At 37.8% G+C, this 16,358-nt stretch carries 14 protein-coding genes and 1 tRNA gene; 9 read left to right on the forward strand and 6 right to left on the reverse strand.

Annotated elements, in window-relative coordinates:
* The first annotated feature begins 66 nt into the window (after positions 1-66).
* Positions 67-2,886, forward strand: coding sequence for a carbamoyl-phosphate synthase large subunit (gene carB, locus J0A69_RS05485; protein WP_206585492.1), 2,820 nt, complete (start codon positions 67-69; stop codon positions 2,884-2,886).
* A 24-nt stretch (positions 2,887-2,910) separates the two neighbouring features.
* Positions 2,911-3,168: a DUF4834 family protein gene (locus J0A69_RS05490; protein ID WP_206585493.1), complete on the forward strand. Its 258-nt coding sequence runs from the start codon at positions 2,911-2,913 to the stop codon at positions 3,166-3,168.
* A gap of 13 nt (positions 3,169-3,181) precedes the next feature.
* On the opposite strand, the gene J0A69_RS05495 is transcribed toward J0A69_RS05490, so the two are convergent.
* Entirely contained in the window at positions 3,182-4,369 is a 1,188-nt protein-coding gene (locus tag J0A69_RS05495; protein WP_206585494.1) for a class I SAM-dependent methyltransferase, read from the reverse strand.
* The gene (locus J0A69_RS05500; RefSeq protein ID WP_206585495.1) at positions 4,369-5,358 is read right to left on the reverse strand and encodes an aspartate-semialdehyde dehydrogenase; all 990 of its coding nucleotides are present in this window, start codon (positions 5,356-5,358) and stop codon (positions 4,369-4,371) included. Before J0A69_RS05500 ends, J0A69_RS05495 begins: the two co-directional genes overlap by 1 nt.
* A gap of 178 nt (positions 5,359-5,536) precedes the next feature.
* On the opposite strand from J0A69_RS05500, the gene J0A69_RS05505 reads away from it, so the two are divergent.
* From J0A69_RS05505 to scpB, 4 genes are all read left to right on the forward strand, one after another.
* Positions 5,537-8,056: a lamin tail domain-containing protein gene (locus J0A69_RS05505; protein WP_206585496.1), complete on the forward strand. Its 2,520-nt coding sequence runs from the start codon at positions 5,537-5,539 to the stop codon at positions 8,054-8,056.
* 67 nt (positions 8,057-8,123) lie between these two features.
* Positions 8,124-8,294 (forward strand): hypothetical protein, encoded by a 171-nt coding sequence (locus J0A69_RS05510; protein ID WP_206585498.1) that lies wholly within the window; start codon positions 8,124-8,126, stop codon positions 8,292-8,294.
* A 355-nt stretch (positions 8,295-8,649) separates the two neighbouring features.
* Positions 8,650-9,033, forward strand: coding sequence for a TraR/DksA family transcriptional regulator (locus tag J0A69_RS05515; protein WP_206585500.1), 384 nt, complete (start codon positions 8,650-8,652; stop codon positions 9,031-9,033).
* 3 nt (positions 9,034-9,036) lie between these two features.
* The gene (scpB, locus tag J0A69_RS05520; RefSeq protein WP_206585509.1) at positions 9,037-9,597 is read left to right on the forward strand and encodes an SMC-Scp complex subunit ScpB; all 561 of its coding nucleotides are present in this window, start codon (positions 9,037-9,039) and stop codon (positions 9,595-9,597) included.
* On the opposite strand, the gene J0A69_RS05525 is transcribed toward scpB, so the two are convergent.
* The 4 genes from J0A69_RS05525 to era form a co-directional block, all read right to left on the reverse strand.
* Complete coding sequence (locus J0A69_RS05525; RefSeq protein WP_206585510.1) at positions 9,598-10,218, reverse strand: SprT-like domain-containing protein; 621 nt, start codon at positions 10,216-10,218, stop codon at positions 9,598-9,600.
* 66 nt (positions 10,219-10,284) lie between these two features.
* Positions 10,285-10,482: a hypothetical protein gene (locus J0A69_RS05530; RefSeq protein WP_206585512.1), complete on the reverse strand. Its 198-nt coding sequence runs from the start codon at positions 10,480-10,482 to the stop codon at positions 10,285-10,287.
* A 77-nt stretch (positions 10,483-10,559) separates the two neighbouring features.
* Positions 10,560-11,873, reverse strand: a complete 1,314-nt coding sequence (gene der / locus J0A69_RS05535; protein ID WP_206585513.1) for a ribosome biogenesis GTPase Der — start codon at positions 11,871-11,873, stop codon at positions 10,560-10,562.
* A gap of 2 nt (positions 11,874-11,875) precedes the next feature.
* Positions 11,876-12,769: a GTPase Era gene (gene era, locus J0A69_RS05540; RefSeq protein ID WP_206585521.1), complete on the reverse strand. Its 894-nt coding sequence runs from the start codon at positions 12,767-12,769 to the stop codon at positions 11,876-11,878.
* A gap of 329 nt (positions 12,770-13,098) precedes the next feature.
* Between era and J0A69_RS05545 the strand changes: the two genes are divergently transcribed.
* The 3 genes from J0A69_RS05545 (at position 13,099) to J0A69_RS05555 (ending at position 16,164) form a co-directional block, all read left to right on the forward strand.
* Positions 13,099-13,171, forward strand: a tRNA-Met gene (locus tag J0A69_RS05545).
* Positions 13,172-13,539: 368 nt separating this feature from the next.
* Positions 13,540-14,997 (forward strand): IPT/TIG domain-containing protein, encoded by a 1,458-nt coding sequence (locus J0A69_RS05550; RefSeq protein ID WP_206585522.1) that lies wholly within the window; start codon positions 13,540-13,542, stop codon positions 14,995-14,997.
* A gap of 117 nt (positions 14,998-15,114) precedes the next feature.
* Positions 15,115-16,164, forward strand: a complete 1,050-nt coding sequence (locus J0A69_RS05555) for a DUF4249 domain-containing protein (protein ID WP_206585524.1) — start codon at positions 15,115-15,117, stop codon at positions 16,162-16,164.
* The last annotated feature ends 194 nt before the right edge of the window (positions 16,165-16,358 follow it).

Here is a 16,358-nt window from a genome sequence, read left to right on the forward strand (position 1 = left end):
ATTTTTTTTCTAATTTTGCCCCAATTTGGACGTAAGTAATTTCATCTTTCTATTCCCCCTCTTGTAATGCCAAAAGATAGTAGCATCAAGCACGTACTCATCATCGGTTCTGGTCCCATCGTCATAGGTCAGGCATGTGAATTTGATTATTCAGGTTCCCAAGCCGCGAGGTCTCTTCGAGAAGAAGGGATTATAGTGACATTGATCAATTCAAATCCTGCCACCATCATGACTGATCCGGTGACAGCAGATCATGTGTATTTGCTTCCACTGGAGAAGAAATCTATCATCAAAATCCTAACTGAACATCCGGATATTGATGCGGTACTTCCTACCATGGGTGGGCAGACAGCTCTTAACCTTGCAATAGATTGCGAAAACGCAGGTATTTGGAAGAAATTTAATACCAGAATGATCGGTGTGGATATCGATGCGATCGATACAGCCGAAAACAGAGAAAAATTCAAAGCACTGATGGAAAAAATCGGTGTGGGTGTTTGTAAAGGATCTACCGCAACTTCTTTCCTTCAGGGAAAAGAGATCGCTCAGGAAATTGGATTCCCTTTGATTATCCGTGCTTCATACACCTTAGGTGGAGCAGGTGGAGCTTTCGTAGAGAAAGCAGAAGATTTCGAAAAACATCTTAGTGCAGGACTTCAAGCTTCTCCGGTTCATGAGGTTTTGATAGAGCAAAGTATCCTCGGTTGGAAAGAATACGAGTTGGAGGTAATGCGTGATAACATTGGGAACATGATCGTAATCTGTTCTATCGAAAACTTCGATCCGATGGGTGTTCACACAGGAGATTCAATCACAGTGGCACCAGCATTGACTTTGCCAGACACAGTTTATCAGCGCATGAGAAATTATGCGATTACAATGATGAACAGCATCGGAAACTTCGCAGGTGGCTGTAATGTGCAGTTCTCCGTGAGTCCTGATAACGAAACCATCATTGGTATCGAAATCAACCCTCGTGTTTCCAGATCCTCAGCTTTGGCATCCAAAGCAACAGGTTACCCAATTGCTAAAGTTGCTGCGAAACTAGCCATCGGATATAATTTGGATGAACTTCCAAACTCTATTACCGGTACAACTTCCGCATTCTTTGAACCTACCATTGACTATGTGATTGTAAAAATCCCACGCTGGAACTTTGACAAATTCAAAGGGTCTGACAGAAGACTGGGACTTTCTATGAAAGCAGTAGGTGAGGTAATGGGAATTGGTAGAAACTTCCAAGAAGCACTTCAAAAAGCCTGTCAGTCTCTTGAAATCAAGAGAAATGGCCTAGGCGCTGATGGAAAAGAGCTGAAAGACCAAGATAAAATTTTATACTCTTTGGCGAATCCTAGCTGGAACAGACTTTTCCATGTGTATGATGCTTTCAAATTGGGTATTTCTTTCAGAACCATTCATGATTTGACTAAAATCGATAAGTGGTTCTTGAGACAAATTGAAGAATTGGTTCATCTTGAAGATGAGATCGAAAAATATGACATCGACACCATTCCATATGAAATCATGGATATGGCGAAGAAAAGAGGCTACGCGGACCGTCAATTAGCTCATTTGCTAGGTTGTCTGGAAAGCGAAGTCTTCCAAAAAAGATATGAGGAAATGGGTATCAAACGTGTGTACAAGTTGGTAGATACTTGTGCTGCTGAATTTGAAGCCCAAACTCCATATTATTATTCCTCTTTCGGAGAAGAAAACGAGTCTATCAAGACGGACAAAAAGAAAATCGTAGTCTTGGGTTCAGGTCCTAACCGCGTAGGTCAGGGTATTGAATTTGACTACTCTTGTGTTCATGGGGTATTGGCAGCGAAAGAATGTGGCTACGAAACTATCATGATCAACTGTAACCCTGAGACAGTTTCTACTGACTTCGACGTGGCTGATAAGTTGTATTTTGAGCCAGTTTTCTGGGAACATATCTACGAAATCATCCTTCACGAAAAGCCAGAAGGTGTAATCGTTCAGTTGGGTGGTCAGACTGCTTTGAAATTGGCAGAAAAACTGGAGAAATACGGAATTAAAATCATTGGTACCAGCTTTAAAGCTTTGGATCTAGCTGAGGATAGAGGATTATTCTCTACGCTGTTGAAGGAAAACGATGTTCCTTATCCAGAGTTTGGAACTGTTCACAATACAGATGAAGCTTTGGAACTTTGCAAAACTATCGGCTTCCCATTGTTAGTAAGACCATCTTACGTATTAGGTGGACAGGGGATGAAGATTGTGATCAACGAAAAGGAATTGGAAGAGCATGTGGTAAATGTGCTAAGAGACATTCCTAATAATGAAATCCTCTTGGATCACTTCTTGGAAGGTGCTATTGAAGCAGAAGCGGATGCCATCTGTGATGGAGAAAATGTATACATCATCGGAATTATGCAGCATATCGAACCTGCTGGAATTCACTCAGGTGATTCATATGCGGTACTTCCTCCATACAATTTGGGCGATTTGGTAATCAGACAGATTGAGACTTACACAGAAAAAATTGCCTTGGCTCTAAAAACTGTCGGCTTAATCAATATCCAGTTCGCAATCAAAAATGACAAAGTTTACATCATTGAGGCGAACCCAAGAGCATCCAGAACCGTTCCGTTTATCTGTAAGGCTTATCGGGAACCTTATGTAAATTACGCCGTAAAGGTGATGCTAGGAGAGAAAAAAGTGACAGACTTTGAATTCAAACCTTACAAAAAGGGTTATGCAATCAAGGAACCTGTGTTCTCTTTCCATAAATTCCCGAATGTCAACAAAGAATTGGGACCTGAAATGAAGTCAACCGGTGAAGCGATTTACTTTATCGATGACCTGATGGACGATTATTTCTTGAAAATCTACTCAGAGCGAAATCTCTACTTGAGCAGATAATCCTGATAAAAAATTTAAATAGTTTTGGTAAAATTTCTTGTCATATTACTTGGAGTCGGCTGGCTATTAGGCCAGCTGATCCGGTATTTTCTCCGATCTAAGCTTGCTAAGTTTGCGCAGCAAGTGAATGAAGCTGCCAAAGAGCAGCAACGTGCTCAAGCTCATGCGTCTCGATCAAAGGACGAGGTAGTAGTAGACTATGTGCCTCAGCAGTTTAAAGAGAAAAGGCAGAAAGATATAAAAGGAGGCGATTACGTCGACTACGAAGAAGTGAAGGATTAACCTTTCACTTTTTTTATTTTACCCGCTTGCACCAGAATAACTTAAACCCTTGGACAGTCTTTGTTCCAATGAGGAAATCCTCTCCTCCATCTTTTAACCCAAACTTCTTTTTGATCTCTTCTGGCTTAGAACTGTAATTTCTCGTCAGGACATTTACTTTCCTTCCAGGAAATATGGATTGAATTTCTTTCTTTTTTGGAGTGACTTCCTCTTTTATCTCAAAAATCCTAGCCGGGATATTTTCAGGTATCTCCGAACAAGTATACAAATGGCTGTTTACATCAAGTTTTTGGAGCCCAAATCGTTTTCCAAAAAGTTTGAATGAGCCGGATTTTAGAATTCCACTGATAGGTTCAATGATGTATTTTTCCACATCAGCAATCTGGGAAACAGCACGCTCTTCCTCCTCTGGGGAAAAAGTAAAAGCGGGGTTATCACTTCCTAGATCTTGAATAGTTATTTCCCGAGGTTGATTTGGATTGTTTTTGTCCCAAAAAAGCAAAAGCTCTTTGACCTCATTCTTAACTGATAGAATGGTGATTTTCTGGATTTCAGGTAATTCTTCCCAAGCCTGAGAAATATCCAGCATTGGGGAGTGTTTCAGAAGGATTTTACCAGCTTTTGATTTCAATAATTCCCAAGAAGAAACCAAATTTGGCTCACAATCTTGGATTTTATAAAGTTTCTGATTTCCCTTTCCTCTTCTGGCAGGATCTGCATAGATCAAATCAAAATGCAGATTAGACTGAGCCATAAACTCCAAACCATCTCCCTGAATGAATTCAAATTTTTCTGGGGCAAGCTTTTCAAGATTGTGTTTGGTCAGTTGAAAAAGTTCAGGTTGCTGCTCGCAATAAATTGCTTTATCAAATCCCTGACTCAAGTAAAAAGAATCCACTCCAAACCCACCTGTTAAGTCGATTATGGATGCTCCTTCCAGACCTACACTTTTATATTTTGCTGTCTCTTCTGAGGAAGACTGCTCCAATGAAAGAGAAGCTGGAAAGATTAAGTCAGGATTTTTTGTCCATTCTGGTAGCTTTTTAGCTCCTTTTTGTCTGGAAGCTATTTGCTGGACAGCTTCTTTTAGACCAAATGTAACTTTACCATTATGCTTTAAAAGCAAAAGTGCAGGATCTTCATGGAGATGATCCTGCACAAATTGTTGAAATTCTGGGTTATGAATTTCTGGCCAGCTCATTAAATCAAGCTATTTGCCACTAAATATTCAGCGATTTGAACAGCATTGGTAGCAGCACCTTTTCTCAAGTTGTCAGCCACAATCCACATGTTCAAGGTGTTTTCCTGAGATTCATCTCTTCTCAATCGACCCACAAATACTTCGTCCTTTTTATGTGCATTGATTGGCATAGGATAAACAAAGTTTGCAGGATCATCTTGAACAATCACACCTGGAGTTTCGGAAAGTAGTTTTCTTACTTCATCCAAATCGAAATCTTCTTTGAATTCCACGTTTACAGCTTCAGAGTGACCTCCCATGGTTGGGATTCTCACGGTAGTGGCTGTTACTTTGATGGTATCGTCAGAGAAAATCTTCTTAGTTTCGTTAATCATCTTCATTTCCTCTTTGGTGTACCCATTTGGTTGGAAAACATCGATATGAGGAAGGACGTTCATGTCAATTTTGTGAGGATAGACCATTTCAGGGGTCTCTCCGGCACGTTCAGCCATCATTTGATCTACGGCAGCTTTTCCCGTACCTGTCACAGACTGATAGGTAGAAACAACGATTCGCTTGATGCCATAACGCTGTCTCAAGGGTTCCAAAGCCAATACCATTTGGATTGTAGAGCAATTTGGGTTGGCAATGATCTTATCTGTTCCAGAAATTTCTTTTGCGTTGATTTCTGGGACCACTAATTTTTTGCTAGGATCCATTCTCCAAGCTGAAGAATTATCAATTACTACGGTTCCAACTTCCGCAAATTTTGGTGCCCATTCTAAAGAAGTACCACCTCCAGCAGAGAAAATTGCAATTTCAGGTTTCAATGAAACAGCCTCAGCCAATCCGATTACAGTGTAAGGTTTACCCTTATACTCGATCTGTTTACCTACAGATCGCTCGGAAGCTACCAATAGCAATTCGTCAAAAGGGAAGTTGTGCTCATCTAGCACTTCAAGGATTTCGGAGCCCACCAAACCGGTAGCTCCTACCACTGCTAATTTCATCAGACTGGTTTTTAATAGGTTGTTTTTATTTTGGAATGCAAAAGTAAGGGCTATGCATTCATTTTCAGGATAATCTGCTAATATTTTTATATGGAAAAGGAGAAAATTTTTATCATGACCTACTAATCAATTGGGTTTCATTCTTATATTTATCTATTAACTTTTTAATAGATGAAAGATGAAATCGCTATTTTTTTTCGGTTTTAGCTGTTTATGGACTCTTCTTTTAGTGTCTGTATTTTTTAATTCGAAGGTCTATTCCCAATCCCAGACATTTGAGGAGAATTTCAATATTCAAAATTTGCCAGAAGAATTCCTTCCTGGTTGGTATGGGAATGAGCTAAGAGCTACCAGCGCAAGAATTTTTCAAGCTCTAGGGAAAGGTAGAAATGAAAGTAAGGGCTTAGCAGTTCAGCCGATTTCAACATTTGATGGGGAAGTAGTTGTCAAATTATCCCCTTCGGTATATTCTGATCCAAAAGTTGTTTTTTGGGCTAGTTCTATAAGAAATGGAAGTGGCAACCGTCCAGCAGTTGTCTTGTACGCTTGGTCAGAAAGCTTGGAAGGAGCTTATGGGGAAGCAGTGCTCTTAGATCAGGAGACTGGATTTCCAAATGAAGATAGGGAGTTTAGAAAGTTTGAATTAGCTATTCCTGAGTCTTTTAAAAAGCTTGATACGGTCTATTTAAAATTTTATGTCAATTACGGACCGGGATCTGGAAGCTGTGCACGTTGGGTTTTGGATGATTTTGAATTTGGAGACATAGAGTCAGATTCTACTCCTCCTTCTATTTTGAATGTATTGGGATATGATGAAGATCAAGTTCTGGTTCATTTTTCAGAACCAGTGGATCCTATTTTTTCTGTGATTCAATTAAATTATAAACTAGAAACGCTTGAACCGGTTGATGCTCAATTGGTTTCTGATTCAACCGTCCTTTTGACTTTTTCTGAAGATTTATTACCCCAAAAGAATTACAGGATAGAGGTTTCTCAAATACCTGATTTGGCAGGAAATTTCATGGAGCCTTCAAATTTTGAATTTCAGTTTTTCGATCCAACTGAAATTTCTTTCAAAGATTTGGTGATTAACGAGATAATGCCTGCTCCAAAACCAGATTTAGATCTTCCGAATGTAGAATATGTTGAGCTGTACCATGTAGGTGATTATGCAGTGAGGTTGGAGGGTTTGATTTATGGAAACAGTAGAAATGAGGTGGTTCTAGATGAATTCTGGCTTGAGCCAGGCGAATATTTACTCTTGGTTCCAGAAAGCCAAATTGAACTCATGAAAGGTTTTGGAAATGTCCTTCCAATCAAAAATTGGCCAACTCTACTAAATAGTGGTGATCGGATTTTCTTGAAAGATTCAAAGGGCAAGCTGATCGACCAATTATTCTATAACACTGCCACTTGGGGAGGATCAGAATTCTCTGGCGGAGGATTTAGCCTAGAAGTTTCTAATCCTTTCATCACCTGTGAGCAAACCTCTTTTTTAAAGTCTTCCATCGATCCTTTAAGAGGAACTCCGGGGAGGGAAAACTCAATCTTTGATCTAAGCACTGAAATTATTCCTCCAGTTTTGGAAGCAGCCTATTTTTTGGATTCGGTTTCTATAGTTTTAGAATTTAGCCAGCCTGTAAGGTCAGTTCAAGATGCTTTTGAAATTGAAATTCCTGATTTGGTTATTGATTCAGTTTTTCAACTTTTACCGAGCTCGATTCAGATCAATTTAAATGTCCCAGCAACTCCTTCTCTTATTTATGAGCTTAGCTTGGATCAGCTAGCTGATTGTTATGGAAGCCTAGTTGAGGTCATGAATCCAATTAAAATAGTATTGCCTGAAAATGGGGTGGAAGGTGATGTGGTCATTAATGAATTACTTTTCAATCCTCAGACCGGAAGACCAAAGTTTGTCGAGATTTTTAATAAAAGCGAAAAATACATTGGGCTTTCAAGTTTAGTGTTAGGCAATTTTGACGATGAAGGAAATCCTGATCAATTCAAAGTCTTCTCTAATTCTTCAAGAGTTTTGCCTCCAAAAAGTTATTTAGCCTTAACCACTGACACCTTGAAGTTGAAAGCTGATTTCCCAAAATCCTCAGGAAACCATTTTATTCAAATCCCAAGTTTACCGAGTTACCCTATCAGTGGAGGAACTGTCGTACTTGCCACGGAAGAAAAGGAAATCTTGGAGACTTTTACCTATAATGAAAAGCTTCACCATCCGCTTTTACGGGATCCTAAAGGAGTTTCTTTGGAGAGGATTTCAGCGGACTCCCCAAGTGATTTATCCTTCAATTGGCAGTCTGCTTCCAGTTCGGAGGACTATGGTACTCCTGGAAAGAGGAATTCTCAAGATTTTGAAAATGAAATGGCAACAAATCTTATTCAAATCGAACCCGAGGTTTTTGATCCGGAGGGGAGCAATGGAAAAACCTTTACCACAATTTCCTATGAGCTAGATCAAACTGGATGGGTTGGGTCTTTTGAGATATATGATATTTCGGGTAGACTGATCTATTCTTTGGATAGGAATGTGATTTTGGGTCCGAAAGGAATTTATACTTGGGAAGGTACAGATGAAGTGGGAAGAAAAGTGAGGCCGGGATATTATATACTGCTGGTGGAATTGTTTGATTTAGAAGGAGAAGTAATTCGGATTAAGAAAACTATTGTGGTGGCAACACGATTTTAACTTTCTTAAAAATTTTCTATTAGTTCCGAGATAAATTCGATAAATTGAATCATTAAACACCCCGGTTATGGAAAGAGGATTGATCAATCAGGCCATTCAAAAAATTTGCGTTCAAGAAGGAAAAGAGATTTCTGAAGCTCATCAATATTTATTGATGAAATATAGGATTGAAGTAGATCTTCTCGTTTTGAAAAAGCGCTATGAAAAAATGCTAAATGAAGAAAAAGCTGTCGCATGACAGCTTTTTTTGTTTGGATTGAGAATTACACTCTTTTAAAATTTCCGTTTGAAAGGACAGATTCTTCTGATTGATTTTTTAGCTTTCAAAGCTTTGTTGGATATACGTTTGAACTTTTATGATCAAAATCATAAACTTTAATTAAACCAAAATTTTTGATTTATTTTGATTTTTTAGGACTAAATGGTTGAATATGAGGCCGGTTTTTCCGACTGCCAAGATAAGAATGTAAAAAGAGGTGATTTTATAAATCTTTGCTTGTCTCAGCCTCTTTGTAATTAAGCTAGCTAAATGTATTTTAGAGAACATTTACATATTTTATCCGTCCCAATACTATCATTAAACTGAGCGAAAAATGAGTCAGGAAGAAAAGACAGCCTACTCCTCCGAGGAGTTGAAGGAATTCGAAGCAATCATCCTTCAGAAATTAGCTTCTGCAAAGGAGGAATTAAATTCTTTGAAAGAATCTTTGAGTAAGAAGAATGATAGTGGGACTGATTTTACAGCATCGACTTCCAAATTATTGGAAGATGGAGCCGACACACTAGAAAGAGAGAGCTTAAGCCAGTTGGCAGCAAGACAGCAGAAGTTTATCATCAATCTGGAGAACGCACTTATCAGAATCAAAAATGGCACTTACGGTGTATGTGTGGATACTGGCAAGTTGATCTCCAAAGAAAGATTGAAAGCTGTTCCTCATACTATGCATTCCATCGAAGCAAAACTAGCCAAGAAATAATACTTGGAGTTCCTTCATCGGCATATTGAAGCATTAATTTTTTGTGCTCCTTCTCCCCTGAGTAGTGAGGAGATAGGGAAGTGCTTGTCGGAAATGTTTGAAGCTGAGGTTCCTATAGATCACATTGATCAAGCCATCCAAGAACTTACCGAGAAATACAATTCTGAAGATTTTTCCTTTGCCTTAGAAAATTTAGGGGGAGGATATCAATTTTTGACCAAGCCCGCATATCAAACCAGTATTGGCATATTATTAAAGCAGCAATCGCAAAAGAGGCTATCTACCGCTCAGTTAGAAACCCTTTCGATTATTGCTTATAAGCAGCCAGTTACCAAAGGTGATATCGAGCAAATCCGGGGAGTCAATTCGGATTATTCGGTCCAGAAGCTTCTTGAAAAAGAATTGGTTGAGGTCAAAGGTAAATCAGACGGCATTGGAAGACCTTTGCTTTTTGGAACTTCCGATAAGTTTATGGAGTATTTTGGGATCAACTCCATCCAAGACTTACCTCAGCCTAAAGATTTTTCCCAACCAGAAAATCAAATCGGAGAGGAAAGAGAGTAGCTATAGCGGTTGAACTTTTGCAAGTACTGCAATCAAAAATTTCTTTCCGGATTTTATTTCGAGACAAACCGATCTTGTTCTACGGGTTTCGCCTTTTTCAAATTCCCTTCCTGAAATCAAAAATCTGCTTCCAACTTTTAGGTCTGAGAGAAACGTCACCTCTGAATAATCTTTTTTGAGATCGTATTTACTCATTTCTTTCATCAAGAAAAGGTCCGCTGCCGAACTGGCTTTTGGATTTTTCATGTGTTTCCTCAAAGGAATAAGAATATCAATGGGAAAAAATTGCTCTGCTAAAATCGGGAATAGTAAGCTTTGGAAAGTCGATTTCCATTCTTTTCCGTGTGGGCTGATTTGAAAGCCGAATTTGACGAAAGTGTAGAGGTGAGCGACCTCATGGATATAGGTCAATAAAAACTGGTAGGGATTTAAGTCTACATTTAAAGTAATGGTCTGAAGCTTTTGATCTCTTCTGTACCTAAAATCTCCCAGTTTTGACTTGCGACTTGAAGTGACTTTAAAATGGAAGGGTTGTTCTTTCCATAATTTGAGACAATAGGAAATGGCCGCCGGAGGTAGGTGTTTGGAAAAAATCTGTTCCAAATGGGAAGCTTCAAGCATGGTGAAAAATACAAAAAAAAGAGTCCCGAATAATCGGGACTCAATCTTTTTTGGAAGTGGGGTTAATTACTTAACCTCTTCAACTGTTTCTTCAACGATAACTACTTCAGTTGTGTCTGTAGTAGCTTCTTCGATGATAACTTCTTCTTCAACAGTTTCAACTGTTTCAGTTACCTCTACAGTCTCTTCTTTAACTTCTTTGTTACCGCAAGAAGTAGCGAACATTACGCCAGAGATTGCGAAAATTGCAAATACCTTTTTCATTTGTTGTGATTTTCTTAATTACAATGCAAAGTTATTATTACTTTTCGCAATAAAACAAGAAGCCGTTTAAATATTTTTTATTTGTTTTTGTAAATAATTTTTACAGGCACTCCATCGAAGTCAAAGTTCTCTCTCAAGCGGTTTTCAAGGAACCTGGTATAAGGAGATTTGATATACTGAGGAAGGTTGCAGAAGAAGGCAAAAACAGGGTTTTTGGTCGGTAACTGCGTGACATACTTGATTTTAATGTACTTCCCTTTCCAAGCTGGAGGAGGATATTTCTCGATTTCAGGAAGCATGACATCGTTGAGTTTTGAGGTCTGTACTTTCCTGGTTTTATTTTCGTAAACTTTAACCGCAAGTTCGATTGCTTGGAAAATTCTTTGCTTTTCTGTCACTGATGTAAAAATGATTGGAATCCATTTGTTTTCACCCAGTCTTTCCAGCATATCTTCTTTCACCTTGTTCATCGTCTTGTGATCCTTTTCAATAAGATCCCATTTGTTGACCATGATCATGATGCCTTTGTTGTTTTTGATTCCCAGGGAAATCAAATTCATGTCTTGAGCCTCAAGCCCTCTGGTCGCATCAACCATCACAATGATTACATCCGATTCTTCAAGCGTTCTCAAAGAGCGCATTACAGAATAAAACTCAATGTCTTCTGTTACTTTGGCTTTTTTCCTGATTCCGGCCGTATCTGTGATAATAAAGTCCTGTCCAAACAGTTTGTATCGAGTATGGATAGCATCGCGAGTTGTGCCGGCTTCGTTTGTGACGATTGAGCGCTCCTTGCCTAGAAGGGCATTCAAAAAGGATGATTTACCAACATTCGGTCTTCCCAAGATTGAAATTTTTGGGATTCCAGCATCTGGATCCTCCTCACCTTCATCTTCAAAATGAGTAACGATGCTATCTAAAAGATCTCCAGTTCCGCTTCCGCTAGCAGCGGCGATCGGAAACACCTCAAAATCAGATAATCCCAAAGCATAGAATTCTGCAGACATAAAGCTTTTCTCCTGATTATCGGCTTTATTGGCGACGATGTAGATTGGCTTTTCTGTGCTTCTAAGTTCGTTGGCAAATTCTGTATCCAAATCAGTCAAACCATCATGGCAATCCACCACAAACAAAATCACATCAGCCTCCTCAACGGCTAATTTTACCTGCTTGCGTATCTCAGCCTCATAGATGTCTTCTGAGCCAGTTACATAACCTCCCGTATCAATTACCGAAAAGAATTTGCCCGTCCACTGGGCATGGCCGTAGTGTCTGTCACGGGTAACACCGCTCATGTTATCCTCAATAGCCTTTCTCTCTTCCACCAATCTGTTGAATAAGGTGGATTTTCCCACGTTAGGCCTGCCTACAATTGCTACAATATTTGCCATAATCAAGTTGGGTCGTACCCAAATTTTTTCAATTTCAATTTATTTTTTCTCCAGTCAGGCTCCACTTTGACGAATGTTTCCAAGAAAACCTGTTTTCCAAAGAATTTCTCCAGTTCTTCTCTAGCCTCAATTCCTACTTTTTTGAGTGCTTTGCCTTTGTCTCCAATGATGATACCTTTTTGGCTATCACGCTCTACGTAGATGGTGGCTCTGATCCGGATAATTTTATTTTTAACATGAAACTCCTCAATGTTCACTTCAGAACTATAAGGAATTTCTTTTTTGTAGTTTTTGAATATCTTTTCACGAATGATCTCGGAGGCAAAGAACCGCTCAGAGCGGTCGGTTAGTTCCTCTTTGTCATAAAAAGCCGGGTGCTCGGGAAGTCTATCAAGAATTTCCTGAAGGATTTTGTCAGTATTGAATTTTTCTCCTGCTGAAATCGGGATAACTGTAGAAGCCTGTATTCTAGAAGTCCAGTATTCAGTTACAGTTTGCAGTTGGCCTTCTTTTGCAAGATCAATCTTGTTGATCACCAAAATCACAGGAATACCTGAATTGTTGATTTTGACAATGATCTCCTCTATTTCTTCGTCAGTCTCATAAAGATCCGTCACAAATAAAATGACATCGGCATCTTCCAGAGAGATATTGACGAAACTCATCATGTTTTTATGAAGCTCGTATTGAGGCTTCAGCATACCTGGAGTATCGGAAAAAACAATCTGATAATTTTCGGAATTCGCCAAGCCAAGAATTCTGTGACGAGTAGTCTGCGCTTTAGAAGAAATAATCGAAAGTCGCTCACCGACAAGGATATTCATCAAAGTAGATTTTCCTACATTGGGTTTACCGATGATGTTTACAAATCCTGCTTGGTGTTTGGCTTGAGTCATTCTGAGAAATTTTTGACAAAGGTACTTGATTTTTAGACAATACTGAGGATTTTTAGTTTTCTACAAAATAAAATTTGGCAGAATTTTAGGGAGGATGATTTTCTTGATGCTGTGTTTAAGCTCTTGTTTTTGTGTCGTTTAGCCCACTTGGTGAAATAAAGTCTGGAGAAAAATATACCGTAATGCGTGAACGGATGATGGGTGATCAATAAATAAATTTTTGTCTGGCAGTTTTGGATTTGAAATTTAAACTACTACTTTTGTATCACAATTGGCCACAAGGGCAGATTTAGAACAGAAAATTTAGCTTTAAAAGCTTAAAAATATATCGCGGGATGGAGCAGTTGGTAGCTCGTCGGGCTCATAACCCGAAGGTCACAGGTTCGAGTCCTGTTCCCGCTACTACGAAGCCGATCAGAAATGATCGGCTTTTTTTGTTTCAAATAATTAGTTCTTGGGATCGACAATAGTTAGCTATATGGATTGATTCTATTTACAAAGAAAATGAAAATGGATCCTAAAGTAATTTTTTTCAAGATCCATTAAATTTTCAACCTGTCACTTATTTCCTCCTTTTTGTATTAAATGTTTTGCCAATATACTTCCCATCTAATTCAAAATTTGAAAACTTAAAATTTTGGATATTTACTGTAGTAATAAGAAAATACTTTGACTGCATCTATTTTGACTAGTTGTTTAGTAAAACATTTTTTTTTACTTTATAAGTCTATTGTTTTCATTTTTTATAGCAACCTGGCGATATGTATGATATGTTAAAATCTCTACGATTTGTACTTTTTTGTTTTGTGATCTTTTTTTATTCATGTACAGAAGAAGAAAATACTACGACAGTTATTGTTACTGAAGAAATACTTTATTCGAGTAGTGAAAATCTTCGATTATTAGGTAGAATAATTACAAATGAATTGATTGAATTGAATGATCATGGATTTTACATTTCAGAAGAAGAAACCTTTTCAGCACCAATTATTATTTCCCTTGGATCAAAAAAAGGGCCTGGGAGATTTATTGGGGAAACAGATGGCTTAACAAATTCCAAATCATATTATGCTAAAGCATTCATGGATGTAGGAGGAGAGATTCAGTATGGAAATGTAATCCAATTAAAAACCCTAGCACCTTCAATAAAAAGTTTTAGTCCTTATTTTGGGGCTGAGGGAGATGACTTTATTATTAAAGGCACAAATTTCACAAAGGATACACAAGTATTTTTTGGTGACACTCAAGTTCCAATTACTTCAATAGTTGATGAATCAACAATTCATTTAAAAATTCCTCCTCCAAAAACTGTTAACGTTCCAATAAAACTAATTTGTCAAAATGTTGAGTTAGAGTTTTCAACATTATTTGAATATAAAACCGGAACGTATGAAATAATAAGTGTATATCCTGATCCCTTCAGGTTAGCTGATGCAATTTTTTATTTGAAGGATGGCAATTTGGTTTTAGGTTTAGGTAATATGTCAATCTTTGCTCTCTATCCTAGAATGAAAAGGTTTGACCTTAAATCCCAAGAATGGTTTGATATTCAATATTCTGGATCTAACAGATCTTATGGTTTTTCTACTGAAAACTATTTAGGGGGTGGTACTTCTAATTTGGATACGCTTGGCTACAAGATCAATTATACTTTTTTCAAAATAATTGGGAATGATTTTGAAAAGTTAGAGGATTTGAAATTTATTTCAAGGGAATCAATTGCTTTTGAAATTAAAGAGGAGCTATATGTTATCGGAAGTTTAGAAGAAGATTTTTTTGGAGTTAGAAAATATAATCCAACAAATAAGACTTGGACTCGAATCACACAAGCACCCGCAATCCTTACCAAGTCAAATCCATTTTTTGTTTATCAAAACAAATTCTATGTAGTAGACTCGGATAAGTTCCTCTGGGAATTTGATCCGAATACTCTTTTTTGGAGAAAAGTTTCTGTATTTCCGGGGAACCTTGGTTTAGGATATGGAATGGGACAAGTAATAGGTGACAAAGCCTACATTGGACTTTATAAAAGGACATCTGAGTTTTGGGAATTGGATATGTCTAATTTTTCATGGAAAATAAAGAAGGATATACCAGGATCTATTACAGAGGTCACTGTAGCGCATTATTCATATGGGGGCTCAATTTATTTAATACGGACACCTGATAGAATAATTGCGGGAAATTACCCGATGAATTTGTACAAGTTTGACCCTGATGGATTTTGAACAGAAAATATTCATAACAGCCATTTTTCACTTTGTTGAAATAATTGGAAAGCCATTCGATGAATTAATATATGTGTCCTATTTCCATTAGAAGCCGAACTACTAAGTTTTAATAAGATGCGGAAAAAATATTTTTATTTGATTTTAATCTTGCTTTTTGAAGCTTGTATAACACCTTATGAAATAGAGGTTGAAGAAGGTAAACAACTACTGACTATTGATGGTATGATAACGAATGGACCAGGTCCACATTCTGTTAAACTGTCCAAGAGCACAACTTATGGTAGTGTTTTCGAAGGGGTGATTCTTCCTGAGAGGAGTGCAAAGGTCTTTGTCAGAGATGAGTTTGGAGAGATTACTTACCTCACAGAAGATATAAATGAAAGAGGAGTCTATAGAAGTCCGGAAGATTTTTCAGCAATTGTGGGTAGTTCATATACATTAAACATCCAGTTAAGCAATGGTAGCAAATATGTGTCACTCCCCGAGGTTGTAAAACCTGCAATTCCAATTGAGAATTTCTCTATCGTAGCTGAAGAAATTCCTGTGGAAGGGGAATTATTTAACGATTCTGGTGCCGGAATCTATGTGGATTTTAAAGATCCTGGAGATGAAAACAACTTTTATTTCTGGAGAAACGAACCAGCAATTTACGAATTGAATACAAGGCCAGATTTATATTATCCACCAAAATCTTTGACACCGGCACCTAAACCTTGTTGTTATACTTGTTACTTGGAAGAAGAAGTGGGTAATTATGAGATTTTTTTAACCAATGATGACAATTTTAATGGTTTAAACACAAGATTTAAAGCAGCTTTTATTAAAGATGACGGACTTCGATTTATATCAACATTTAGAGTCGATATAAATCAGTTAAGTATTTCTGCTGATGCTTATCGATATTTGAGGTTAGTAAAACAGCAGATAGAACTAACAGGCTCTGTCTTTGATCCACCGCCGGCAAATATCAGAGGGAATATGATCAGTTTGGATGATCCAGATGAAGTGGTTTTGGGATTTTTTATTGCCGCAGGCGAGTCTAAAAAGAGAATATATATAAATCGGGAAGATTTAGAGTTTCGTCAACCAGATTTCACAATTGCAGATGATTGTAGAGTTGTGGAAGGGGCAACTGTGATTCCCCCAGATGATTGGCTGAATTAGTTGTTAAAATTGCTTTAATAAAACCAACTACAAGAAATTCAATTTCACATATAAAGCGAGCCCGACTGCTTATTTAATAAAGTATTGGAAAATAGGTGTTTTTTATATCCCCGCTCACATAACTTCGAAGGCTATCAGAAATGATCGGCTTTTTTTGATTGCAAAATTTTAAAATCTCTCTGGTTTTTTGAAGT

Origin of the sequence: Algoriphagus pacificus (genome assembly GCF_017254845.1) — a bacterium.
GTDB lineage: Bacteria > Bacteroidota > Bacteroidia > Cytophagales > Cyclobacteriaceae > Algoriphagus > Algoriphagus pacificus.

Coding starts and splice junctions, on each gene's coding strand:
- era (WP_206585521.1), bottom strand. CDS start 12,769: ATGACTCAAGCCAAACACCAAGCAGGATTTGTAAACATCATCGGTAAA.
- J0A69_RS05555 (WP_206585524.1), top strand. CDS start 15,115: ATGCGGAAAAAATATTTTTATTTGATTTTAATCTTGCTTTTTGAAGCT.
- J0A69_RS05530 (WP_206585512.1), bottom strand. CDS start 10,482: ATGAAAAAGGTATTTGCAATTTTCGCAATCTCTGGCGTAATGTTCGCT.
- J0A69_RS05495 (WP_206585494.1), bottom strand. CDS start 4,369: ATGAGCTGGCCAGAAATTCATAACCCAGAATTTCAACAATTTGTGCAG.
- J0A69_RS05505 (WP_206585496.1), top strand. CDS start 5,537: ATGAAATCGCTATTTTTTTTCGGTTTTAGCTGTTTATGGACTCTTCTT.
- J0A69_RS05525 (WP_206585510.1), bottom strand. CDS start 10,218: ATGCTTGAAGCTTCCCATTTGGAACAGATTTTTTCCAAACACCTACCT.
- J0A69_RS05500 (WP_206585495.1), bottom strand. CDS start 5,358: ATGAAATTAGCAGTGGTAGGAGCTACCGGTTTGGTGGGCTCCGAAATC.
- J0A69_RS05510 (WP_206585498.1), top strand. CDS start 8,124: ATGGAAAGAGGATTGATCAATCAGGCCATTCAAAAAATTTGCGTTCAA.
- der (WP_206585513.1), bottom strand. CDS start 11,873: ATGGCAAATATTGTAGCAATTGTAGGCAGGCCTAACGTGGGAAAATCC.
- J0A69_RS05550 (WP_206585522.1), top strand. CDS start 13,540: ATGTTAAAATCTCTACGATTTGTACTTTTTTGTTTTGTGATCTTTTTT.
- J0A69_RS05515 (WP_206585500.1), top strand. CDS start 8,650: ATGAGTCAGGAAGAAAAGACAGCCTACTCCTCCGAGGAGTTGAAGGAA.
- carB (WP_206585492.1), top strand. CDS start 67: ATGCCAAAAGATAGTAGCATCAAGCACGTACTCATCATCGGTTCTGGT.